17 protein-coding genes and 1 pseudogene are annotated in these 22053 nt (G+C 71.2%); 3 read left to right on the top strand and 15 right to left on the bottom strand.

Annotation, left to right across the window (positions count from 1 at the left end; translation table 11 throughout):
- Positions 1-19: 19 nt before the first annotated feature.
- The 11 genes and pseudogenes from ACFYQ6_RS21940 to ACFYQ6_RS21890 form a co-directional block, all read right to left on the bottom strand.
- Complete coding sequence (locus ACFYQ6_RS21940) at positions 20-1120, bottom strand: NADH:flavin oxidoreductase/NADH oxidase (RefSeq protein ID WP_388764421.1); 1101 nt, start codon at positions 1118-1120, stop codon at positions 20-22.
- 167 nt (positions 1121-1287) lie between these two features.
- Positions 1288-1692 carry a hypothetical protein gene (locus ACFYQ6_RS21935; protein ID WP_361582849.1) on the bottom strand — a complete coding sequence of 135 codons (405 nt, stop codon included), beginning with the start codon at positions 1690-1692 and terminating at the stop codon, positions 1288-1290.
- A gap of 27 nt (positions 1693-1719) precedes the next feature.
- On the bottom strand, positions 1720-4908 hold the full coding sequence (locus tag ACFYQ6_RS21930; RefSeq protein WP_388764419.1) for a glycosyl hydrolase 115 family protein: 3189 nt from the start codon (positions 4906-4908) through the stop codon (positions 1720-1722).
- A 79-nt stretch (positions 4909-4987) separates the two neighbouring features.
- Positions 4988-5167: a hypothetical protein gene (locus ACFYQ6_RS21925; protein WP_388764417.1), complete on the bottom strand. Its 180-nt coding sequence runs from the start codon at positions 5165-5167 to the stop codon at positions 4988-4990.
- Positions 5168-5187: 20 nt separating this feature from the next.
- Positions 5188-5616: pseudogene (locus ACFYQ6_RS21920) on the bottom strand (Na+:solute symporter); the annotation flags it as partial.
- A 64-nt stretch (positions 5617-5680) separates the two neighbouring features.
- Positions 5681-6949, bottom strand: coding sequence for a glucarate dehydratase family protein (locus ACFYQ6_RS21915; RefSeq protein ID WP_388764415.1), 1269 nt, complete (start codon positions 6947-6949; stop codon positions 5681-5683).
- Between the two features lie 38 nt (positions 6950-6987).
- Entirely contained in the window at positions 6988-8091 is a 1104-nt protein-coding gene (locus ACFYQ6_RS21910) for an endo-1,4-beta-xylanase (protein WP_388764413.1), read from the bottom strand.
- 140 nt (positions 8092-8231) lie between these two features.
- The gene (locus ACFYQ6_RS21905; protein ID WP_361582861.1) at positions 8232-10634 is read right to left on the bottom strand and encodes a glycoside hydrolase family 3 N-terminal domain-containing protein; all 2403 of its coding nucleotides are present in this window, start codon (positions 10632-10634) and stop codon (positions 8232-8234) included.
- Between the two features lie 52 nt (positions 10635-10686).
- Positions 10687-11586, bottom strand: a complete 900-nt coding sequence (locus ACFYQ6_RS21900) for a carbohydrate ABC transporter permease (protein ID WP_388764411.1) — start codon at positions 11584-11586, stop codon at positions 10687-10689.
- Positions 11587-11590: 4 nt separating this feature from the next.
- Positions 11591-12520 carry a sugar ABC transporter permease gene (locus ACFYQ6_RS21895; RefSeq protein WP_361582866.1) on the bottom strand — a complete coding sequence of 310 codons (930 nt, stop codon included), beginning with the start codon at positions 12518-12520 and terminating at the stop codon, positions 11591-11593.
- Positions 12521-12522: 2 nt separating this feature from the next.
- Entirely contained in the window at positions 12523-13767 is a 1245-nt protein-coding gene (locus tag ACFYQ6_RS21890) for an extracellular solute-binding protein (protein ID WP_361582912.1), read from the bottom strand.
- Between the two features lie 214 nt (positions 13768-13981).
- Between ACFYQ6_RS21890 and ACFYQ6_RS21885 the strand changes: the two genes are divergently transcribed.
- Complete coding sequence (locus tag ACFYQ6_RS21885; RefSeq protein WP_356745815.1) at positions 13982-15040, top strand: LacI family DNA-binding transcriptional regulator; 1059 nt, start codon at positions 13982-13984, stop codon at positions 15038-15040.
- A gap of 216 nt (positions 15041-15256) precedes the next feature.
- The gene (locus ACFYQ6_RS21880; protein WP_361582869.1) at positions 15257-16342 is read left to right on the top strand and encodes an exo-alpha-sialidase; all 1086 of its coding nucleotides are present in this window, start codon (positions 15257-15259) and stop codon (positions 16340-16342) included.
- A 34-nt stretch (positions 16343-16376) separates the two neighbouring features.
- On the opposite strand, the gene ACFYQ6_RS21875 is transcribed toward ACFYQ6_RS21880, so the two are convergent.
- The 4 genes from ACFYQ6_RS21875 to ACFYQ6_RS21860 all read right to left on the bottom strand — a co-directional run bounded on the left by ACFYQ6_RS21875 (position 16377) and on the right by ACFYQ6_RS21860 (position 20805).
- On the bottom strand, positions 16377-16793 hold the full coding sequence (locus ACFYQ6_RS21875; RefSeq protein ID WP_388764407.1) for a universal stress protein: 417 nt from the start codon (positions 16791-16793) through the stop codon (positions 16377-16379).
- Between the two features lies 1 nt (position 16794).
- Positions 16795-18249: an APC family permease gene (locus tag ACFYQ6_RS21870; RefSeq protein WP_361582875.1), complete on the bottom strand. Its 1455-nt coding sequence runs from the start codon at positions 18247-18249 to the stop codon at positions 16795-16797.
- A gap of 175 nt (positions 18250-18424) precedes the next feature.
- Positions 18425-19645: a saccharopine dehydrogenase family protein gene (locus ACFYQ6_RS21865; RefSeq protein ID WP_388764405.1), complete on the bottom strand. Its 1221-nt coding sequence runs from the start codon at positions 19643-19645 to the stop codon at positions 18425-18427.
- Between the two features lie 482 nt (positions 19646-20127).
- A complete protein-coding gene (locus ACFYQ6_RS21860) occupies positions 20128-20805 on the bottom strand; it encodes a uracil-DNA glycosylase (protein WP_361582881.1) in 678 nt (225 codons plus the stop codon).
- Positions 20806-21010: 205 nt separating this feature from the next.
- On the opposite strand from ACFYQ6_RS21860, the gene ACFYQ6_RS21855 reads away from it, so the two are divergent.
- Positions 21011-22015 carry a BadF/BadG/BcrA/BcrD ATPase family protein gene (locus ACFYQ6_RS21855; protein WP_361582884.1) on the top strand — a complete coding sequence of 335 codons (1005 nt, stop codon included), beginning with the start codon at positions 21011-21013 and terminating at the stop codon, positions 22013-22015.
- The last annotated feature ends 38 nt before the right edge of the window (positions 22016-22053 follow it).

Genomic DNA, 22053 nt, shown 5'->3' with positions numbered 1-22053 from the left:
CGTACCGACAGACGCGGAGTCACACGGCGTAGCCGTACGGTTCGGGCAGCTCGATGTCGCCGTCGAGCGCGCGTGAGGCGTTGCGGGCGAAGTAGGGGTCGCGCAGGAGTTCGCGGCCGAGCAGGACGGCGTCCGCGCTGCCGTCGGTGAGGATCTTCTCGGCCTGCACGGGGTCGGTGATCAGCCCGACGGCGGCCACCGGGAGGCCCGTCTCCTTGCGTACCCGCTCGGCGAAGGGCACCTGGTAGTCCGGCCCCACGGGGATGAGCGCCCGGGGAGCGAGTCCGCCGGTCGAGACGTCGAGCAGGTCCACGCCGTGGGCGAGCAGTTCGCGTGCGAGACGGACGGTGTCGTCGGCGGTCCAGCCCTCGCGCGGGTCGTCCGGATTCTCGGTCAGCCAGTCCGTGGCGGAGATACGGAAGAAGACGGGGAGCTCCTCGGGCCACACGGCGCGCACGGCGTCCACGACCTCCAGGGCGAAGCGCGTGCGGTTCTCGAAGGAGCCGCCGTACTCGTCGGTGCGGTGGTTGCTCTCCGGGGAGAGGAACTGACCGATCAGGTAGCCGTGCGCCCCGTGGACCTCGGCGACCTGGAAGCCGGCGTCGAGCGCCCGGCGGGCGGCGTCGGCGAACTCCTGGACGATCGCCTTGATGCCGTCGGCGGACAGCTCGGTGGGAACCGTGTAGTGCTCGTCGTAGGCGAGGGCGCTCGGAGCGACCGGCTGCCAGCCCTCCGGCGCGTCGGTGGGGACGGGACCCCCGCCCTGCCAGGGACGGCCGGTCGACGCCTTGCGCCCCGCGTGGGCGAGCTGGATTCCGGGGACTGCGCCGTGTGCGGTGAGGAAGCGAGTGATACGCTGGAACGCCTCCACCTGCCGGTCGTTCCAGATGCCGAGGTCGGCGGCGCTGATCCGCCCCTCAGGACTGACACCGGTGGCCTCGACGAGGACGAGTCCGGTGCCGCCGACGGCACGGGAGGCGTAGTGGGCGAAGTGCCAGTCGTTGGGCGCACCGGTGTCGGGACCGGACGCGTCCGCGCTGTACTGGCACATGGGGGCCATCCAGATGCGGTTCGGGAAGGTCAGCGACCGCAGGGTGCAGGGCTCGAACAGTGCGCTCACAAGGGGGCTCCGGTTTCGGAATTCGACGGGCGGCACCGCGGCCCGGTCCGCCCGGGCCACAGCATCGTACGAGATTTACCGTACTACGAGAATCACCGTACTACGTCGATCGTCGAATTATCGAGCCCTCGTGCGGCGCCCGGCCCTCTCCCCCTCGCCCGCGCGGCTCACCTCCCCGGGGCGCGCCGGCTCCGGAGCCGGATGTCGGCATCGGCCTCGTACACCTGACTCCAGCTGCGCCCCCCTCCCGACGCCCAGGTGACCTGGACGTTCGCCCCGTCCGTCCTGACCGCCTCCACCGTCATGAGCCGGTCCCCGTCGCGTACGTCGCCCCGCAGCAGCTCGCGCGCCTTCACGGTGACGGGCTCCGCGGATCGCCCCGCCTCCGCTTCGGCCGCCGCAGCGAGGAGCGCCGCGGCCAGTTCCCTGGCCGCGGCCGGCGAGCAGGACCAGGAGGCGCCTGCGGACGGGCTCTCGATCAGGAGTCCGACCTGGAGGGGCCCCTGAGCCGGACCCGGGGCCACCTCCAGCCTCGCGCCGCGCCCCTCGGTGTCCCGGATCTCGATGCTCATCCCTGCCGCCTCCTCGTCCCGCTCCGGTCAGCTCAGCCGGAGACTCTCCGGCGGACCCAGATAGCTGGGCTTGAGGCCGCCGGTGTCCACCACGAGGTTCTGGAGTACCACGGTCGGGTCGACCATCCAGAATTTGAGCACGTGCACGCCCGGCCGGTCGATCCGGTGCACGGTACTGGTGCGGTTGACGTTGTCCGAGGTCGTGCGCGCCCACTGGGCGTTCATCGTGCCGTCGTCGGACCCGGTGACCTCAGTGATGTTCACGGAACGCGGGGCGTCGTCGTCGAAGGAGACCGCGTACGTCAGTCCGTCGGTGGCCAGTGCGTTGTTGCGGGGTGACAGGTACGCCCAGACCGTGACCGGCCCGGTGGTGAACAGGCTGACCCGGTATTCCAGCCTCGGTGCGTCGCCGCCCGGGGTCTGCCGCGCGGCGGTGACCGGGAAGGGCTCCATGCCCGATCCGGTGCGGCCGATGTCCGGGATGCGCCGCCAGGAGATGCCCTTGCGGCCGACCGCCCGGTGGAAGTGGTCGGCCTCGACGGAGACGTACCCGTTGGCCTCGACGAAGCCCCTCAGCCGGGAGCGCTCCAGGCGGGGCCGGTCGGCCACGGCCGTGACCACGACCTCGCTGCCGCCGGGGCCCTGGACGGTGACGGGAACCCGGGTGATCCCCTCCGGCGCGCGCGACCAGTCCACCCGGAAGGTGACCCGGGTCTGGGCCTCGACCCGGCCACGGGTCCGGTCCGCGATCAGCCAGGGGGCACCCGTACGGACGCGGAAGTCGAACGGCTCGGTGCCCCGGTTGAACACCTCGACGTACTGCGCGGGCTGGCTCTGGTAGGGGCTGAAGACCGGCAGCACCGCCTCGGCGCCGTCCTCCCCGGCCGCCGGCCACCAGGCGGTGGAACCGTCGACGGCGACGCCCATCTCGGCCCTGCGGGGGAGTTCGATGCGCCGCACGGCGGGGAAGATCTCGTCGGCGATCGCGACGTTGTTCAACTCGGGTTGCTGCCATGGCGCGTTGGGGCCGTAGCGGTCCACATCCCCGTAGCCGATGTGTGGCTGGGTCTGGAAGCCCTCCCACTTGCCGTCGGCCACCTCGGTGTTGAAGCGCCGCGCCAGGGCGAAGTCCTCGGCCAGGCCCGCCTCGGCGGTGGCCGCGAGCTGGTTGGTCAGGGCGCGGCCCTGGGGCGCGTAGTGCAGGTTCGTGAACTCGGCCTCCCGCAGCGCGTACAGGTTGGCGGTCGCCCGGACGGCGTAACCGACGAGTTCGTACCAGGCGTCCTGGGCGGACGCCGGCAGACCCCGCCGGACGCGCTCCGCGGCGGCGCCGAGGCGCCGCCAGTCCTCGGTGACCCGCTCCAGCTCGCGGTAGTCGACGATGCTGAAAGGCGTGGCCCGGTCGTCGTGGACGATGGCGGAGGAGTCCGTCGCGGGGTCCTTCGCCGGGTCGACGGTGATCTTCCTGTTGAGCAGTTCTGGCTTGCGGCGGGACTGCAGCCGGGCGTAGGTACGCAGGATCTCCGCGATGTCCTCGGCCTGCCGTGCGCCGAAGTTCTGCGCGGCGTACCGCTCCTCCCACTCCGGGAGCGCGTCCAGGGGCCACCGCTCGGGGTCCCAGGCGTACTCCAGGAAGAACTGGGTGGGCAGTTCGTTTCCCTTGAGGTCGCCGACGTTGGTGACCCAGAGGCCGTGGTTGCCGTAGGCCGCGCTCTGGTGGAGCTGGTCCCACAGGTTGGGGAGCGAGGCGGTGTCGACCCACTTGTAGTTGCGCCCCACCCCGACGTAGTCGAAGTGGTAGTAGAGGCCGTATCCGCCGCGGCGGGGGTCGTTCGTCAGGTCCGGCAGCTTGCGGACGTTGGCCCAGTTGTCGTCGGTGAGGACGACGGTGATGTCGTCCGGGACGCGCAGCCCGCGGTCCCAGTAGTGCTGGACCTCCTTGTAGAGGGTCCACACCTGCGGGACGGCGTCCGCCGCGCCGAGTTCCTCGGCGAGGATCGCGCGCTGGGTGGCGATGATCTCGGTCATCAGGTCGATGCCGTCGCCGTCCGGCAGGCTGACGTCGCCGTTGCCCCGCATGCCGAGGGTGACGACGCCCTCGAAGTCCTGGTCCGCCATGCGGCGGATCCCTTCACGCCAATACGCCTTGATGGCCTCGGCGTTGCGGCGGAAGGACCACTCGCCGGTGCCTCCGTAGGGGTCGTGGCCCGGCTTGGTGATGTTTCCCGCGCCGTCGCGTACAGCGGCGACCGCGTGCCTGTTCCACTCCTCGATGCCCCGCATCATGGGCGCCTCGTGCGAGGTGCCCATGACCACGCCGTAGGCCTTCGCGGTGGCGTGGTTCTCCGGGTCGTCCTCGGCGAAGGCGCGGCCCCAGACGGCAGGCCACAGGTAGTTGGCCTTCAGGCGCAGCATCACCTCGAAGATCTTGGCGTAGAAGCCGGCGTTGAAGCCGCCTTCGAAGCCGGGGGCCTTGCCCGGGCCGAAGTAGGCGGGTGCCCAGGTGCCGAGCGCCGGGTTCTCGTCGTTGATGAAGAATCCGCGGTATCTGACGGCCGGGGTTCCCTGGCTGTGCAGACCCGGCAGGACGTACAGCGCGTCACGGTGGACCGGGGCGACGTCGGCCCACCAGTACCAGGGCGAGACGCCTATACCGCGGGAGACGTCGTACGCGCCGAAGATCGTGCCGCGCTGGTCGCTTCCCGCGATGACGAAGGCACGGTCCACGCCGGGCAGCGGGTTCTCGACCACGGTCTGCAGGCTGGTCTCCCACTTGCCCGCGATCCCGGAGACCCTCAGCTTCCCCGCGGCGACCAGCCCGTCGATCAGCGGGCTGCGGCCGACGGTGCCCACGAGGACGATCTCGCGGCCCCGGGGGGTGGCGTCCTTCATGAGCACGGGACGGACGCCGGTGACGCGCTCGATGTCGTCCCTGAGGTCTCCCGCCACCCGGACGACGCCGTCGTGGTCCTCGCCGCTGACCACGATCGGCGCCGCTCTGCCGGACCTGACCAGGGGGAAGGCGCCGGAGCGGGGCGTGAAGGAGATGTACGCGCCGGGGTCGGTGGGCCGGATCGGCGGGGAGCCGGCGGAGTCGGCCGGCGCCGCGGCGGCGTCCCCGGCCAGCCCCATCAGGGACCCGAGCGGTGTGGCGGCCAGGGCCGTGAACCCGAGACCGGCCCCGAGGACCGTTCTGCGGCTGGTGTGCTTGTCCATGTTGCTCTCCATTTTGTTCACACACATGACAAATTGGACGGGCGGGTCCCCCGGTGCTGTTCGGCCGGTCCGTACGGCGTCAGTCCGTGACGCCGGGCGCTGCGGCGGGCCGCGGGGCGAGGTCCCGCTCCTGTTCACCGTCGCCGGGGAGCGGCGAGAGCGCCGCGACGATCGCGTCGGCGGTGTCGTCGGGCTCCGGGCCGATCAGGCCGACGACGACGTACACGACGAGGGAGGTGACCAGCGGGGTGACGATCACGAGGGTCTGGTCCGTGCTGTCACGGACGCCCACGTGGCCGCCACGTCGAAGACCTTGAGCAGGGCGCCGCTCCAGGCCGGGGCCTGCTGGGTGGGCACGTCGTAGCGCTCGGCGAGGTACTCCAGCGGCGAGGCGACCGCGTAACGCTGCCGCAGTCTCTGCCGGCGCGGGGCGAACAGCCAGGCGCCCACCGCCGCGTTGAGGGCGAGCGGCAGGAAGGCCCAGACGTAGACGGTGATGCCGTAGCTGTACGCGACGGCGGCGTACGCGACGAACACGGCGGCGCTGCAGCCGGACATGTGGGGGGAGATCCCGGAGAGCCACCAGGGCATCCGCCCGCCGCCGGTGAAGTGGTCGCTCACATCGCCGACGCGGCGGTGCGACCAGAGGCCGATCAGCGGCATCACCAGGAAATAGCCGCCCAGGGCGGCCCAGTCGAGCGGGGCCATCAGAACTCCTCGATGTACGTGCGTGGCCGGGGCGACCGGCGGGAACCCGGCGGCCCAGGCGGATTCACCAGCGGGGCGTCTTCTTCTCGTAGGAGGGGTCGATCCGCCGCATGTAGCCGGTGTCGTCCCGGTTTCGCAGCCCGCAGACGATGTACTGCTCGTGGAGCCGGGCGAGGGCGTCGCGGTCCAGTTCGACGCCGAGCCCGGGGCCCTCGGGTACGCGGACCGCGCCGTCGGCGAGGGTGAGCGCGCCGGGGGCGACGACCTCCTCGGTCTTCCACGGCCAGTGGGTGTCGCAGGCGTACGTGAGATGGGGTGTGGCCGCGGCGAGATGGGTCATCGCGGCCAGGCTGATGCCGAGGTGCGAGTTGGAGTGCATCGAGAAGCCCATGCCGAAGGTGTCGCAGATGCCGGACAGCAGCCGGGAGCGGTGCAGACCGCCCCAGTAGTGGTGGTCCGACAGCACGACCGCGACCGAGCCCCGCTCGACCGCGGGCGCCAGATGGTCGAAGGCGACGACGCACATGTTGGTGGCCAGCGGGACGGCCGTCTCCCTCGCGACCCGCGCCATCCCGTCGAGTCCGGGCGTCGGGTCCTCCAGGTATTCGAGGACCCCGTCCAGCCGCCGGGCCACCTCGATCGAGGTGTCCACGCTCCAGGCGGCGTTGGGGTCCAGCCGCAGCGGGATGCCGGGGAAGGCGTCACGCAGGGCCAGTACCGCCTCGATCTCCTCCTCGGGAGGCCGTACGCCGCCCTTGAGCTTGATCGCCGAGAAGCCGTGGTCCGCGATCATGCGGCGGGCCTGGGCGACGATGCCGTCCGGGTCCAGCGCCTCGCCCCAGTCGTCGGGGTCCGCCCCGGGATGACCGGCCCACTTGTAGAAGAGATAGGCGCTGAACGGCACGGATTCCCGTACGGCGCCCCCGAGCAGGTCGCTGACGGGCCGGCCGGCCGCCTTGCCCTGGATGTCCAGGCAGGCCACCTCGAACGGGGAGAAGACCCGGTCGACGGCGCTGCTGGTCGTGATCATCCCGGTGAGGCCGGAACCCTCCGGACCGTCGTCGTGCGCCAGCGCCTCGGCGACCTTGCGGTGCATGGTCCCGAGGGCGTGGACGTCCGTGCCGGTGATCGCTTCGGCGGCGGCCCGCAGCCGGCGCAGGTGCCCGTCGTCGGCGTAGGTCTCGCCGAGGCCGACCAGGCCACCGGCCGTGTCGACCTCGACGATCGCCCGCAGTGCGAAGGGTTCGTGCACGCCGACCGCGTTCAGCAGTGCCGGGTCCCGGAAGGCCACCGGAGTGATGCGCACTCCGGTGATCCGGAGGTCCGTCGTCATTCCGTCGCCTCTTCCGTACCTGTGGGGATTGGTGTGGTTCAGTGCCGGCCGGCGGCGAGCGTCAGGGTCTGGCGCAGGGTGCCGTAAGCGGGCTTGGGGGCGTAGTTCTCGTCGAGGATGTTGGCCGCGCCCTGGCCGGGGAAGGTGTCCGGCACCCAGGAGTAGGTGTCGGTGAAGCCCCAGACGGTGAAGTCGTTGCAGCCGGGGGTCAGGAGGCAGCCGCGCAGCAGAACTCCGTAACCCTCGGCCTGGGCCTCGAGCTTGGTGCTGTCGGCCGGCATGGGCATCCGGACGTCCGCCTCGGTGATCGCGGTCTCCAGGCCGAGGCGGTCGAAGCGCATCATGTTGTCGGCGATGTCGTGCGGCGCGCTGTACTGGACGCCCAGGTGGCCCTGGATGCCGACGCCGTGGACCGGCACGCGCTGCTTGCGCAGCTGGGTGACCAGCTCGTAGAGGGCCGTGCTCTTGGCGTTGACACCCTCGATGTTGTAGTCGTTGATGAACAGCCGGGCCTTGGGGTCCGCCTCGTGGGCCCAGCGGAAGGCGTCGGCGATGTAGCCGGGGCCGAGCTTCCGCAGCCAGATGCTGTCCCGCAGCGTGCCGTCGTCGTTGAAGGCCTCGTTGACGACGTCCCACTGCCAGATGTCGCCCTTGAAGTGGGTGACCTGGTCGGTGATGTGCCGGCGCAGGATCTCCCTGAGCTCCTCGGCGGTGAAGTCTCCGTCGTTCAGCCAGGCGGGAAGCTGGCTGTGCCAGACGAGCGTGTGTCCGCGGACCAGCTGCCGGTTCTTCTTCGCGAAGTCGACGAGCTCGTCGGCGGCGGCCCAGTCGTAGGTGCCTCGCGTCGGTTCGACCGATTCCCACTTCATGGCGTTCTCGGCGGTGACGGAGGAGAACTCCCCCGCGACCTTGGCCCGGTAGGGCGCGTCCTCGGCCAGGGCGGTGGCGCCGACAGCCGTGCCGATGCGCAGGCCGGCCTTCTTGCCGAGGCTCCCGAGCGTCTGCGGCGCCGCGCTGTGGCCCGGTCCCCCGCGCCTGCCGGCGTCGTCGGTGGCGGCGGAGGCGCTGGAAAGGGTGAACGCCGAGACGAGGAGTACGGCGACGGCCGAGCCGACTGCTACCGATCTGTTTGCCTTGAGCATGACAGGTTCCTTTCGGTGAGGGCGCACGGCCTTCGGCCGCCTACGCCGGGAATGACCTTTCGAAAGTTTCGACGCCGCTCCGCGCACCTCCGCGAGGGTGCGCGGAGCGGACGGCCGGGGGCCCCACGGCCCCCGGCCCGTCAGTTCTCCGGGACGAGCGCGCCGAGGGAGGTGGCGCAGACCATGTGGCGCCGGTGGTCGACGATGCGTTCCGCTCCCGTGAGACGCAGCCGTACGGTGTGCTTCACGTCGGCCGGGTCGCTGGAGGTGGCGAACCGAAGCTCCAGGTCACCGGGCTCGACGATCCTGCGCCCGCCGACGCCGGTGAAGGAGACCAGGTCCGGATGGAAGCGGAAACCGACCGTGCGGGACTCCCCCGCGGCGAGCGGCACCCGGGCGTAGCCGATGAGCCTCGACTCGGGGCGCGTGGTCTGCGCGACCGGGTCGTGGACATAGAGCTGCACCACTTCGGCGCCCTCGCGGTCGCCGGTGTTGCGGACCGTGATCTCGAGGTCGGTCTCACCGTCGGTGGGCAGCTCGGCAGGCACCTCGGCACCCGCCTCCCACGCGAACGTGGTGTACGAGAGGCCGTGGCCGAAGGGGTGGAGCGGGGTCGGGTCCAGATTGCTGACCCCGTTGTTCTGTCCCAGCGGAGGCTGCAGATACGTCCACGGCTGGCCGCCGGGGCCGTTGGGCACGCCCAGGGGCAGGCGTCCGGAGGGGTTGACCCGCCCCGAGAGCACACCGGCGAGCGCAGGGCCTCCCTCCTCCCCGGGGAAGAACGCCTGCACACAGCCGGCCAGCCGGTCGGCCTGTGCGCCGAGCGCGTACGTACGCCCCGTCAGCAGCACCAGGACCACCGGGGTGCCGGTCGCGAGCAGCGCGTCGAGCAGCTCACCCTGGAGACCGGGCAGCGCCAGGTCGGCCGCGTCGCAGCCCTCGCCGGAGGTGCCTCGGCCGAAGAGTCCGGCGCGGTCGCCGAGCACGGCCACACAGACATCGGCACCGGCGGCGAGCGAGACGGCCTCCTGGATCAGGGAGTCGTCGCTCCCGTCCACCTCGCAGCCCTGCGCGTAGCTGACGCCCGCCCCGGGGAACTCGTCCCGGAGCGCCTCCAGCACCGTGGGCACCTCGATGCCCATGGCCGCCTCGGGGTGCTGGACCCCTACGTGGCTCGGGAAGGAGTAGCAACCGAGCATGGCCAGCGGATCGTCGGCGCGCGGCCCCACGACCGCGATCCGGCCGGTGCCGGCCAGCGGCAGCACGCCGTCGGCGTTGGACAGCAGGACGCAGGAGCGCTCGGCGAGGAGCCGGGCCAGGGCCCTGTTCCGCGGCGGGTCGAGGTCCACCGTGCCGCGCGCCTGCTCCGGGTCCACCCCGTCGAGCACGGCGGGCAGCAGCGGCCGGTCCGGGTCGAGCAGGCCGAGTTCACACTTCTGCAGCAGGACCCTGCGCAGGGCGCGGTCCACCAGTTCCTCGGCCACGAGGCCCTCGCGTACGGCGGCGACCAGTTCGTCGCCGTAGCTGCGTACGGTGGGCAGTTCCACGTCGACGCCCGCGGTGAGGGCCAGGCGCGCGGCGTCGCCGCGGTCCGCCGCGACCCTGTGCAGCGTCTCGAGGAAGCCGACGCCGAAGTAGTCCGCCACGACGGTCCCGCCGAACCCCCAGGTGTCCCTGAGGAGTCCGGTGAGCAGGGCCGGGTCGGCGGCTGCCGGGACCCCGTCGATCTCGGCGTACGAGTGCATCACCGAGCGGGCGCCGCCCTCGCGCACCGCCATCTCGAACGGCGGCAGGATCACGTCCGCCATCTCCCGCCCGCCGGCCCGGACCGGGGCGAGGTTACGGGCGCCGGCCGAGGCGGAGTAGCCCGCGAAGTGCTTGAGCGTGGCGACGATCCCGGAGGACTCCAGCCCTCGGACGTAGGCCGTGCCGATGGTCGCGACCAGGTACGGATCCTCGCCGATGGTCTCCTCGACGCGGCCCCAGCGCAGGTCCCGCACCACGTCCAGGACCGGGGCGAGCCCTTGGTGCACCCCGACCGACCGCATGTCGCTGCCGATGCGGTGGGCCATCTCGGCGACCAGCTCCGGGTCCCACGCGGCGCCCCAGGCCAGCGGCACCGGGTAGGCCGTGGCCCCCCAGGCGGTGAAGCCGGCGAGGCACTCCTCGTGGGCGAGCGCGGGGATCCCGAATCTGCCCGCCTCGACGATCCTGGCCTGGGCCGTGGCCAGCGAGACGGCGCCGACGCCCGGGTCGACCGGGGCGGTGCCGAACGGCCGGGTGAGCTGGCCGAGTCCGCGCCTGGTGATGTCCTCGAAGTCGACCGGGTCGACCATGTCGTTCTGGTGCGGCGCGACTCCGTCGCCCTCCGCGTCGGCGCCCACCCAGATTCCGTACAGCTGGGCGGCCTTCTCCTCGAGCGTCATCCGGGCCGCCAGGTCGGCCACCCGCTCCTCGGGACTGAGCGAAGGGTCGCGCCACGGGCCGTCGACGGCGGGGGGCGAATCGGCCTGACGGGCCTGCGGGACGGGGTGGATTGCCATGGCGGCAGGGGTTCCTCTCATGAGTGCGGTGGTCCGGGGCGGCGTCGGTGTGCTACTTGCCGCCCACGCCCATCAGTCCGTTGATCAGCGCCCGCCGGGCCACGAGGTACACGGCGAAGATGGGGATGACGGAGAGGACGATCGCTGCCAGTACCGCGGGGATGTTCACTCCGAACTGGCTCATGAAGTTGAACAGCCCCAGCGTCAGTACGCGCTGCTCCTCCGACTGCGTCAGGATCAGCGGGAACAGGAAGCCGTTCCACGCCTGCAGGGCGGAGAAGATCGCCACCGTGCTGATCCCGGCCTTGGACAGCGGTACCGCCAGCTGCCAGAGCATGCGGAAGGGTGAGGCACCGTCCAGAGCCATCGCCTCGTACATCTCCTCGGAGACGTCACGCATCGTGCCGCTCAGCACGAGGACCGCGACCGGCATCGCGAAGGCCGCGGTGGGCAGGATGATCGCCCACAGGGTGTCGTACAGCCCCAGCTTGCCGATCATCAGGTACAGCGGCACGATCACCGCCTGCGCCGGGATCGCGACGCCGAGCAGGAAGGTCCGGAAGGCGAGCGAGGAGAGGCGGCTGCGGGTGCGTACCGCGACGTACGCCACCGGGACGGACAGCACCAGCACGAGGGCGACGGTGACCACCGCGACGATCGCGGTGTTGCCGATCAGCGAGAGGAACCCGCTGTCCAGCACGGTCCGGTAGTTCTCGAGCGTGGGATCCGTGGGCAGGGCCAGCGGATCGCCGTTCAGCGCCTCGTCCTGCCGCATGAGCGAGGCGGAGACCAGGGTGTAGAGCGGTACCAGGACGATGAGCAGCCAGACCAGCGACCCGATGCCGGCCACCGGGTTGCCCAGGGACCTGCGCCGGCGAACGGCGCCTGCGCGCCGCGGTGTCACAGGGGTCGCGCGGTGCTCCGGCGCGGCGGGGCGGGTGTCGATCGACATCTCGTCACATACCTTCCCGGGTGGACCGCATGGACCCGAAGCCACTGAGGCGGACCATGATCAGCGAGATACTGGTGGCCACGACGACGAGCGCGGTGGCGATGGCGGCCGCGTAGCCGAGGTCGTACGTCTGGAAGCCGGTCCGGTACATCAGGTAGGGCAGGATCGTGGTGTCCGTGCCGGGACCGCCCTTGGTCATGATGAGCACGGTGTCGAAGTACGTCAGCGAGCCGACGATCATCAGGACCGACGAGGTCGTCATCGTGTGACGCAGCTGCGGCAGGGTGATGTGGAAGAACTGCCGCACCATGCCCGCGCCGTCGATGGAGGCGGCCTGGTACAGGACTTCCGGGATCTGCCGCGCACCGCCCTGGTAGATCAGGGTGTGGAAGGGCATGAACTGCCAGCCGCCGACGAAGGCCACCACGAGCAGGGCGCCGGTTGACGACCCCATGACGTTGGGGTCGATGCCGAGCCAGGGCCCGATCGTCTGGATCACCCCGAAGTTGGGGTCCAGCAGCGCGTGGAAGAGCATGGCGATCGCGGTCGTGGAGAGCAGCAGCGGGATGAAGAAGATCGCGGACAGGAACGCCCGGCTGCGCTGGCGCCCTGCCGCCCACACGCCGAGCAGGAGGGCCACCGGGGTCTGGAAGACCCAGCTGATCGTGGTGAGGAGAAGGCTCAGCCAGGCGGCCTGCCCGAATTCGGAGTCCTTGAACAGCCGGGTCCAGTTGTCGAGGCCGGTCAGGGTCGGGGAGTCGAGCCCGTCCCATTCACAGAAGGAGAGGTAGACGGCGATCGCCAGGGGGACGATCGCGAATACGGCGAAGAAGAGGATGCCGGGGACGGCCCAGGCGACCGGCGGGCGGCCGACGTTGCCGACGGCCGCCTTCCTGTCTCCGTGCCTCTTCGCGACCGGAGTGTGGTGCGACATCGTTACTTGGCGGCCTTCATTGCTGCGACGAACTGCTCGGGAGTCGTCTTGCCGGCGAAGAGCTTGCTGATCTCGGTGAGCAGCGGGGTGGCGTACTGGGCTTCGAGCGCCTGGTCCCACGAGAGGGTGAAGCTCGGGGCCTTCTGCACCAGGTCGTACTGGTCGGTGGCGAACTGCGGGTTGGGGGAACCGCTGAGCATCGACGCCGCGTTGGAGGTGGTGGGGACGTCACCGTTGTCGACGAGGGCCTGTGCGTAGGTCTTCGACGCCATCGCCTTCAGGAACTCGATGGCGGCGTCCTTGTGCTTCGTGCGGGCGTTGACGGACCAGTAGTTGGTGGGGTTGCCCACCACGTTCGCGGGGTCGCCCACTCCGCCGGCCACCGTCGGGAAGGCGGTCCAGCCGAGGTCCTTCTTCGCGAACTCGGGGGCCTTGCCCAGCTGGGTCGAGTACTCCCACGAGCCCATGAGGTGCATCGCGGCCTTGCCCTTGTTGAGCAGGGTCGGGGCTCCGCCGTTGCCGTAGTCGACCGAGTTGAAGTTCTTGCCGAAGGCGCCGTCGTCGATCAGCTGCTTGACGGTCTGGGCCGTCTTGAGCACCGCCGGGTCGCCCCAGCCCTCGGTGTCACCGTCCTGGATCTTCTTGAAGACCTCGGGACCGCCGATGCGGTCCAGCAGGTATTCCATCCACATCAGTTCGGGCCACTTGTCGGAGCCGCCGAGCGCGAAGGGGGTGATACCCGCTTCCTTGAAGGTCTTGATGGCCTTCTGGAGGTCCTCCCAGGTCTTGGGCGGCTCGATCTTGTGCTCGGCGAAGAGGGACTTGTTGTAGAAGAGCATCACGGGCTGCATGCCGCGCATGGGCACCCCGTAGATCTTCCCGCCGAGCCCGCCGGCCGTCATGATCGAGGGAAGGAAACCGTCCTTGAGCGTCGCGTCGTTCTTGACCGTCGACGTCAGGTCGACCAGGTCCTTGGAGTCGACATACGGCTTGATGGAACCGCCGCCCCAGTTGAAGAAGACGTCCGGAGCGCTGGGCGAGCCCATGGCGCTGCGCAGCTTGTTCACGTAGTCGGTGCCGGGCACCGACACCAGCTTCACCTTGACCTTCGAGGTCTTGTTGAACGTGTCCACCGCGGCCTGCTGAACCTTGACCGCGTCGTCGCCGTAGACGTAAGCGGTGATGGTTCCGCTGTCACTCCCGCCGGCCCCTGAGCCGCAGCCGGCCAGCAGACCGGCCATGGCCATCGCCGCACCTGCTGCGGCCCATCTCGTCGTACGTGTGCCCTGAGCGAATATCCCCGACCGCATGACCGCACCTCTGTCGAATGTTTCGGCGTGCCTTTCGAATGTTGCCGGAACCGTACGGTCGTGTTTCGGGCCAGTCAAGAGGGTGGGAGCAAGGATTTACGAACCTTGCCCAGACGCGTGCTCACGGCTGCGGGCGAGCTACGATTCGTGCATGAGCCCTGCAAAGGTCCAGCCCCAACAGGAGAAGGCGTCCGTCGACGAGTCGTCGGAGAGCACCGCCACGCTGGCAGAGATCGCCCGAGCGGCCGGAGTCTCGGCTCCGACAGTTTCGAAAGTGCTGAACGGCCGCGCCGACGTCGCCCCTGGTACGCGCACGAGGGTGGAGGAACTGCTGCTGAAGCACGGCTACCGCCGACGCCGCGGCGCCTCCCAGCAGTCACAGCTCATCGATCTGGTCTTCCACGAGCTGGACAGCGCCTGGGCGATGGAGGTCGTCCGGGGTGTCGAGAACGTCGCGCGGGAAGAGGGCCTGAGCCTGGTCCTCTCGGAGAGCGCGGGCCGGCTCACCCCGGGCCAGACGTGGGTGGACGGCGTGCTCGCGCGCCGTCCCGCCGGAGTGATACTCGTGCTCTCGGACCTCGACGCCTCGCAGCGCGCCCAGCTGACCAGCCGTTCCATTCCCTTCGTCGTCGTCGATCCGGCCGGCGATCCCGGGGACGACATCCCCTCCGTCGGCGCGGCCAACTGGCAGGGCGGCCTCGCCGCCACCCGTCATCTGACGGGGCTCGGCCACCGGCGGATCGGCATCATCGGCGGACCGGCGCGCATGATGTGCAGCCGCGCCCGGCTCGACGGCTACCGCGCGGCGCTGGAGACCTCGGGTGTCCCGATGGACCCCGAGCTCGTCCGGGAGGGCGAGTTCAACCACGAGGACGGTTACACGGCGGCGCTGGAACTGCTGCGCCTGCCGGAACCGCCCACAGCCATCTTCGCCGGGAACGATCTGCAGGCGCTCGGGGTGTACGAGGCGGCACGCGAACTGGGGCTGCGGATTCCGCAGGATCTCAGCGTGGTCGGCTTCGACGACCTGCCGCTGACCCGCTGGATCGGCCCGCCGCTCACGACGGTGCGCCAGCCGCTGATAGAGATGGCCGAGACCGCCGCCCGGCTGGTGCTCGACCTCGGCCGGGGCAGGCAGCCCGCTACCACCCGGGTCGATCTGGCGACGAGCCTGGTGGTGCGCAGCAGCACGGCGCCGCCGGCGCGCTGAGGAGGACCGACCGCGCAGGGTGGCCGGGCACGCCCGTGCGCGCGCCGCGGGAGTGCGGGCCGCGGGAGCGGGCGCCGTGGGAGCGGGCGCCTCGCACCGGGCCCCCTCTGCCACGACCGCTGTGACCTGGGCCGACGCCGCAGCTACCGGCCACTGTCAGTGGCCCGGTGCAGACTGGCACCTGTCCGGCACAACGGCGTATCGGGAGGTCCTGTCATGGCCGAGGTTCTGCTCACCGTAGGCACCCGCAAAGGGCTCTTCATCGGCCGCAGGCGCGGCGGTTCTTGGGAGTTCGGCGCTCCCTGTTTCAACGCCCAGGCGATCTACTCGATCGGCATCGACACCCGCGGCGGGACACCTCGGCTGCTGGTCGGCGGCGACAGCGCGCACTGGGGTCCCTCCGTCTTCCACTCCGACGACCTGGGCGAGACCTGGGTGGAGCCGAAGCAACCCGCCGTGAAGTTCCCGCAGTTCACCGAGGCATCGCTGGAGCGGGTCTGGCAGCTGCATCCCGCGGGGCCCGAGGCCCCCGGCGTCGTGTACGCGGGCACCGAACCCGCCGCGCTGTTCCGGTCCGACGACCGGGGCGAGTCCTTCGAGCTGGTCCGGCCGCTGTGGGAGCATCCGACGCGGTCCAAGTGGGTGCCGGGCGGGGGCGGCGAGGGCCTGCACACCATCCTGACGGACCCGAGGGACGCCCGGGCCGTGACCGTGGCCGTCTCCACCGCGGGCGTGTTCCGCACCGAGGACGGCGGTGAACGCTGGGACCCCTCCAACAAGGGCGTCTCGGCGGTCTTCCTGCCGGATCCCGATCCCGAGTTCGGCCAGTGCGTCCACAAGGTCACCCGGGACGCGGCCGATCCCGACCGGCTCTACCTCCAGAACCACTGGGGCGTCTTCCGCAGCGACGACGGCGGGAAGCGCTGGAAGGACATCGGCACGGGCCTCCCTTCGGACTTCGGCTTCGCCGCCGCCGCGCACCCGCACCGCGCGGACACCTTCTACGTCTTCCCGATCAACGCCGACGCCGACCGCGTGCCCGCCGGCCGGCGCTGCCGGGTCTTCAGGACCCAGGACGCCGGCGAGACCTGGGAGCCCCTCACCCGGGGCCTTCCGGAGGACGACCACTACGGCACGGTGCTGCGCGACGCCCTCTGCACGGACGACGCCGACCCGGCGGGAATCTACTTCGGCAACCGCAACGGCGAGGTGTACGCGAGCGCGGACGACGGCGACAGCTGGCAGCAGCTGGCCTCGCATCTGCCCGATGTGCTGTGCGTGCGGGCGGCGGTGCTCGGCTGACCGGAGGTGCCGCCCGGAGGGCTCTCCGGTCGGCTCACTCCTCGGTCGGCACGCAGAGCACCGGGACGGTCGACAGGTGCAGGAGCTTGTGCGGGGTGGAGCCGAGCAGCGCCCCCCGCATCGGGCTCTCGCCCCAGGTGCCGACCACGATGACCCTCGCGTCGTGATGTGAGGCGGCTTCGATCAGCGCCTGCGCGGGACTCAGGTCGATGACCTCGACCGTCGTCGGCACCCCGGCCTCCTCGGCCGCGGCGACCGCCCGTTCGAGCCCTGTACGTCCCGCCTGGCGAATGGCGTCGTAGTGGGCGCGGTACTCCTCGCCGGCGGGGCCCGGCGGGGCTGCCCCGTAGACCAGGACGAGCCGCTCACCGAACGCGGCGGCCACCTCGATCGCCGCCCGCAGGGCACGCGCGGCGCCCGGCGATTCGTCGTACCCGAGGACCACGGACATCTCAGCGCTCCTTGCCGTGCACGAGGCCGGGATCGACCACACCGCGGCGCTCGTCCCAGAAGGCCGGCGACCGGAACCGCAGCACCACCATGAACACCACACCGGCGAGGCTGATGCAGATGCCGATGACGAGCGGCGGGCCCAGCCCGAACCAGGAGATCCCGCTGTAGGAGTTGGCCGGGTCCGACATATCCATGACGGACCGGACGAGCAGCCAGGTCAGCAGACCGGCTCCGGCCAACGGTCCGAGGCCGATGAGGAGGAAGTTGCGGGCGCTCTCGGTGAGGTGGCGCCGGTAGTAGACCGCGCACGCCACCCCGGTGAGCGCGTAGTAGAAGGCGATGAGGAGGGACAGCGCGGTCAGCGAGTCGAAGAGGGCGTTCTCGCTGATCCGGTTGACGACGAGGTACCAGGCGATGGCGATGACCGCCACCCACCAGGTGCTCACGTCGGGGGTCCGGAACCGGGGGCTGATGTGTGCGAAGTGCGCGGGCAGCGCGTGGCGGCGGGCCATCGACAGAGCGGTGCGCGAGGCCGGGATGATGGTGGTCTGGGTCGAGGCGAGCGCCGACGTCGCGACGGCGAGCAGCACGATCCAGTCCCATCCCCCCATGACCTCGCCGGCGAGCAGGGCGAAGATGAACTCCTCCTCGTCCGCGTTCTCGGCGAGGTAGGCAGGACCGGCGAAGGCGACGACCGCGAAGCCGACGGACAGGTAGGTCACCAGCAGGATGACCGTGGACCACACGCCTGCCCTGCCGGGAGCGGTCGCGGAGTCCTCCACCTCCTCGGTGAGGTTGACGCACGACTCCCAGCCCCAGTAGATGAACACCCCCAGCAGCAGGCCCCCCGTGAGGGCGGCGCCGCCCGCGCCGAAGGGGTTGAGCCACTCGACGGCGGGCGTGACGGAGTCGAAGTCGGTCGTGCCCGCGTAGACGCGGTGGAGCGCGACGATCACGAAGGCGAGGAGGAACACCACCTGTGCCAGGATCAGGATGTTCTGCACCCTGGCCGAGATCTCGGTCCCGATGACGCACAGCCCGGTCATCACCACGATGAGGACCACGGTGAGCAACTGGCGGACGAACGTGTTCTCGGCCCAGCTGTCGAGGCCGACGGCCATCAGCCCGAAGCTGACGGCGACGTCCGCCAGTGACCCGACGACGAGCACACCGGTCATGGCGATGGCCCAGCCGCCGAGCCAACCGGTCCACGGCCCCAGGGCGCGGGTGACCCAGGAGAACGTCGTCCCGCAGTCCTGGTCGACCTTGTTCAGGTAGTAGAAGGCCGCGGCGATGAGGAGCATCGGCACGAAGGAGGCGAAGAGCACTCCTGGTGCGTAGATACCGACGAGCGCCACGATCGGTCCGATGACCGCCGCCACCGAGTAGGCCGGCGACGTGGCGTTCAGTCCGATGACGAGCGCGTCGACGAAACCGATCGCGTTCGGCTTCAAGCTTGCCGGCGGTCCCGATCCGGCACGGTCCTCTGCCACGCTCCCTCACTAGGGTCACAGGCCTGGAGAAAAGGGGAATATAACGTTTCGTATGCTATTGAGCCGGCTCCCGGTGTGCACGTCCGGCAACTCCCTCAGGGCCGCCGCGGACGTGTCCCCGGCTCCGTCACCGCCGTCATTGCTCGCGCATGCCCCACGGCGTGCCGTACTCCGTCAGAAGATCGAGGAACGGCCGGGGCGGCATGGCCTCGGGACCCAGTACCCCGGCGCCGCCCCAGGTGCCGCCCGCCACCAGTTCGAGCGCGGCGACCGGGTTGATCGCGGTCTGCCAGACCACGGCCTGGGAACCGTACTCACGCATCGACCATTGGTTGTCGACCACGTGGTACAGGTAGACCTCGCGGGGCTTCCCGTCCTTGCTGCCCTTCACCCAGGTGCCCGCGCACGTCCTGCCGTGCATCCGGTCCCCCAGGCCGGCCGGATCGGGCAGGCAGGCCGCCACCACGTCCCTCGGCGACACCTGGGCGTCACCGCCGCCGCTCTTCACGGACACGGGGTCCGTACGGTCGAGGCCCAGCTTGTGGAGGGTGCGCAGCACCCCGATGAACTCGTCACCCAGGCCGTACTTGAACGTCACTCGCCGGGCCTTCAGCCATCGGGGGACGAGCAGTACCTCCTCGTGCTCGACATTGACGCACTCGACCGGCCCGATGCCCTCGGGGAAGTCGAAGACCTCCGGTTCGCTGAAGGGGACGGTGGTGAACCAGCCCCGCCCCTCCTCGTAGACGACCGGTGGGTTCAGGCACTCCTCGATGGTCGTCCAGATGCTGAAGGACGGGGCGAAGTCATAGCCCTCCACCGTGAGGTCGGCGCCGTCGCGGATTCCGATCTCCTCGATCTCGTCGAAGAGCTCGTCGGAGGCGTAGCGGGCGAACACGTCCGAGAGCCCGGGCTCGACCCCCATGCCGACCAGTGCGAGAAGCCCGGCGGCCTCCCACTCCGCCGCGCGGTCGAACTGCGCGTCCCCGAGTTTGACGCCGCACTCCTCGTAGGGGCGGGACGGGTGGGGCCGGGAGAGGGACATCGCCATGTCGAGGTAGTGCGCGCCCTGGGCGAGAGCCGCCTCGAAGAGCGGCATGACGAAGCGCGGGTCGGTGGCGTTGAGCAGCACGTCGCAGCGGTGTGCAGCCAGTACGGCGCGCACGGCCGCGGGGTCGGAGGCGTCGAGCCGGACGGCTTCGAAGCGGTTCTCGCGCTCCCCCAGGGCGGCGACGGCGGCCTCCGCCCGTGCGGGGTCGAAGTCGGCGACCGTCATGTGCTCGAAGAAGGGCCGCCGGGCCGCGATCCGTGTGATCGCCGTGCCCACCCCTCCCGCGCCGACCAGGAGAACACGCATGGGACACCACTCCTCTGCCGAGCCGACGGCACGGCCGGGCCGGCCGGTCCGGTGGAGTGGGACGCTAACAGCCCGGATCGCGGGCGGCGAGCAGCGTCGGGCCGGTGTCCCGTGCCCGGGCCGCCTCGGCTGCGGTGCGCCACCCGGACGGACTCCCGGGCCCGGCCGGGAGGGGTACCGGAACGGCGCGCGGTTCCCGAACCGTCGGCGGGACCGGCACGGCTCGCGGTTCCCGAACCGTCGGCGGGACCGGCACGGCTCGCGGTTCCCGGGCCGTCGGCGGGACCGGATGCGGAGAAGGAGCCGGCCCCACCGGCGGGGGGATGCCGGAGGGGCCGGGTGCTCACGGAGGTGCGGGAGGTACACCTGCCGGAGCTCGGGTCACAGGGTCGTGTGCCCCGGTTCGGGGAACCTATGTACGGTGCCGGAGCCCGGATCCCGGACCGCTGCCGGGTGAGGTCCGGCGGACGTCCGGGTGCCCCTCAAGGAAGGCGCCAGTCCACCGGCTGCTCCCCCAGTCCGACCAGGAAGTCGTTGGTGCGGCTGAACGGCCGCGACCCGAAGAAACCTCGGTCCGCCGACATGGGGGAAGGGTGGGCGGATTCGACCGCGGGCAGGTCACCGAGGAGCGGGCGCACGTTGCGGGCGTCCCGCCCCCACAGCACGGACACCATCGGCTTGCCCCGTGCCGCCAGGGCGCGGATGGCCTGCTCGGTGACCGCTTCCCAGCCCTTGCCCCGGTGCGCGGCGGGTTTGCCGGGCGCCGTCGTCAGCGCCCGGTTGAGGAGCAGTACGCCCTGTCGCGTCCACGGCGTCAGGTCGCCGTTGGAGGGCCGGGGCAGGCCGAGATCGGAGTGGAGTTCCCTGAAGATGTTCTCCAGGCTGCCCGGGAGCCTGGAAACATCGGGCGCCACGGCGAAACTGAGCCCGATGGCCATGCCCGGTGTCGGGTAGGGGTCCTGACCGACGATCAGGACGCGCACCTCGTCGAAGGGCTGCTGGAACGCGCGCAGGATGTTCCCGCCCGCCGGCAGATACGTACGTCCCGCCTCGATCTCCGAACGGAGGAAGTCCCCCATCGACGCGATCCGGTCGGCCACGGGCGCCAGCGCCTCGGCCCAGCCCGGCTCCACAAGTTCACTCAACGGTCGCGCTGCCACGAGCGTCACTCTACCGGCCTACACGGCCGACGTGATCATGTGGCCCCACGGAGCGGCTTCGAGCGGTAGGGTGCCGCACGTCTTCAGTCCTCCGTCCCCTGGAGCCCGCCCATGAGGCCGTACCGGCGTTCGCCCGAAGGCGAAGGTGCCCGTTGCAGCCGGTGACCGCGGCGCCCGCCGCCGGAGCGGCGATCCGGAGGCTTCGGTGACCGCCCCCGCACCGGACGCGTTCGTCCTCGGGGTGGACTCGGGCGGTTCCGGGCTGAGGGTGGCGCTCGGGCCTGTGGACGGCGAGCACCCTGCCCTGACGTCGGTCTGCGCCGAACCCGTGCGGACAGGGGCGGCCGGCATCGACGCCGCGCACCTGCTCGAGCAACTGCTGCCCGCCGTGGGCGAGCTGCTGGACCGGGCCGGGACGGGACAGGTCGTCGCCGCTGCGATCGGCGCGGCGGGCATGGCGACCCTCGGAGGCCAGCTGCGCGAGCGGCTGCCCTCGGCCCTCGCGCAGGCCCTGGGTGTGCGACGGGTGGCCCTGGCGGCGGACGCCGTGACCGCGTACGCCGGAGCCCTGGGGCAGCGCCCCGGGGCGGTCGTGGCCGGCGGCACCGGCATGATCGCGCTCGGCACCGACCTCACGACGTGGCGCAGGGCGGACGGCTGGGGGCACCTGCTGGGCGACAGCGGTGGCGGTGCCTGGATCGGGAGAGCGGGACTGGACGCCGCGATGCGCGCCCACGACGGCCGGCGCGGAGGTTCGGCCGCCCTGCTGGCCAGGGCGGAGGCCGTCTTCGGACCCCCCACCGGACTGCCGGGCCTGCTGTATCCCCGAACGGACCGCCCCGCCCTGCTCGCTTCGTTCGCCCCGGAGGTCGGGGCCTGCGCCGCCGGCGACGACGTGGCCGCGCGGATCCTGCGGGAGGCGGCCGCGCACATCGCGGAGGCCGCCGCCGCGGTGTGCCCGGCATCCGAGGGCCCCCGTTCCGGCGCTCCCGAAGTCGCTCTGACCGGAGGACTGTTCCGGATGGGCGAACCGCTTCTCGGGCCCCTGCACCGGGAATTGACGCAGCAGCTTCCCCGGGCGCGGGTGGTGCCGGCCGCCGGCGACCCGTTGCACGGGGCGCTGGAGATGGCCCGAGCCCTCGCGGCGCCGGGGGCCGGGCTGCGACTGCCACCCCACCCGACCCTGCTGTTCGTACCGGGAGCGACGTGACCGGATCGGTCAACTGTGCCCCCGGACAGAGCGGGCCA

This window comes from Streptomyces sp. NPDC005494 (assembly GCF_042872025.1).
Lineage (GTDB): Bacteria > Actinomycetota > Actinomycetes > Streptomycetales > Streptomycetaceae > Streptomyces.
This window is presented reverse-complemented; position numbering and strand designations above follow the sequence as displayed.

What these genes read in the sequence shown, in the direction of transcription:
- ACFYQ6_RS21935 (WP_361582849.1), bottom strand. Translation starts at nt 1,692, where the DNA reads ATGAGCATCGAGATCCGGGACACCGAGGGGCGCGGCGCGAGGCTGGAG.
- ACFYQ6_RS21930 (WP_388764419.1), bottom strand. Translation starts at nt 4,908, where the DNA reads ATGGACAAGCACACCAGCCGCAGAACGGTCCTCGGGGCCGGTCTCGGG.
- ACFYQ6_RS21915 (WP_388764415.1), bottom strand. Translation starts at nt 6,949, where the DNA reads ATGACGACGGACCTCCGGATCACCGGAGTGCGCATCACTCCGGTGGCC.
- ACFYQ6_RS21910 (WP_388764413.1), bottom strand. Translation starts at nt 8,091, where the DNA reads ATGCTCAAGGCAAACAGATCGGTAGCAGTCGGCTCGGCCGTCGCCGTA.
- ACFYQ6_RS21905 (WP_361582861.1), bottom strand. Translation starts at nt 10,634, where the DNA reads ATGGCAATCCACCCCGTCCCGCAGGCCCGTCAGGCCGATTCGCCCCCC.
- ACFYQ6_RS21900 (WP_388764411.1), bottom strand. Translation starts at nt 11,586, where the DNA reads ATGTCGATCGACACCCGCCCCGCCGCGCCGGAGCACCGCGCGACCCCT.
- ACFYQ6_RS21895 (WP_361582866.1), bottom strand. Translation starts at nt 12,520, where the DNA reads ATGTCGCACCACACTCCGGTCGCGAAGAGGCACGGAGACAGGAAGGCG.
- ACFYQ6_RS21890 (WP_361582912.1), bottom strand. Translation starts at nt 13,767, where the DNA reads ATGGCCATGGCCGGTCTGCTGGCCGGCTGCGGCTCAGGGGCCGGCGGG.
- ACFYQ6_RS21885 (WP_356745815.1), top strand. Translation starts at nt 13,982, where the DNA reads ATGAGCCCTGCAAAGGTCCAGCCCCAACAGGAGAAGGCGTCCGTCGAC.
- ACFYQ6_RS21880 (WP_361582869.1), top strand. Translation starts at nt 15,257, where the DNA reads ATGGCCGAGGTTCTGCTCACCGTAGGCACCCGCAAAGGGCTCTTCATC.
- ACFYQ6_RS21875 (WP_388764407.1), bottom strand. Translation starts at nt 16,793, where the DNA reads ATGTCCGTGGTCCTCGGGTACGACGAATCGCCGGGCGCCGCGCGTGCC.
- ACFYQ6_RS21865 (WP_388764405.1), bottom strand. Translation starts at nt 19,645, where the DNA reads ATGCGTGTTCTCCTGGTCGGCGCGGGAGGGGTGGGCACGGCGATCACA.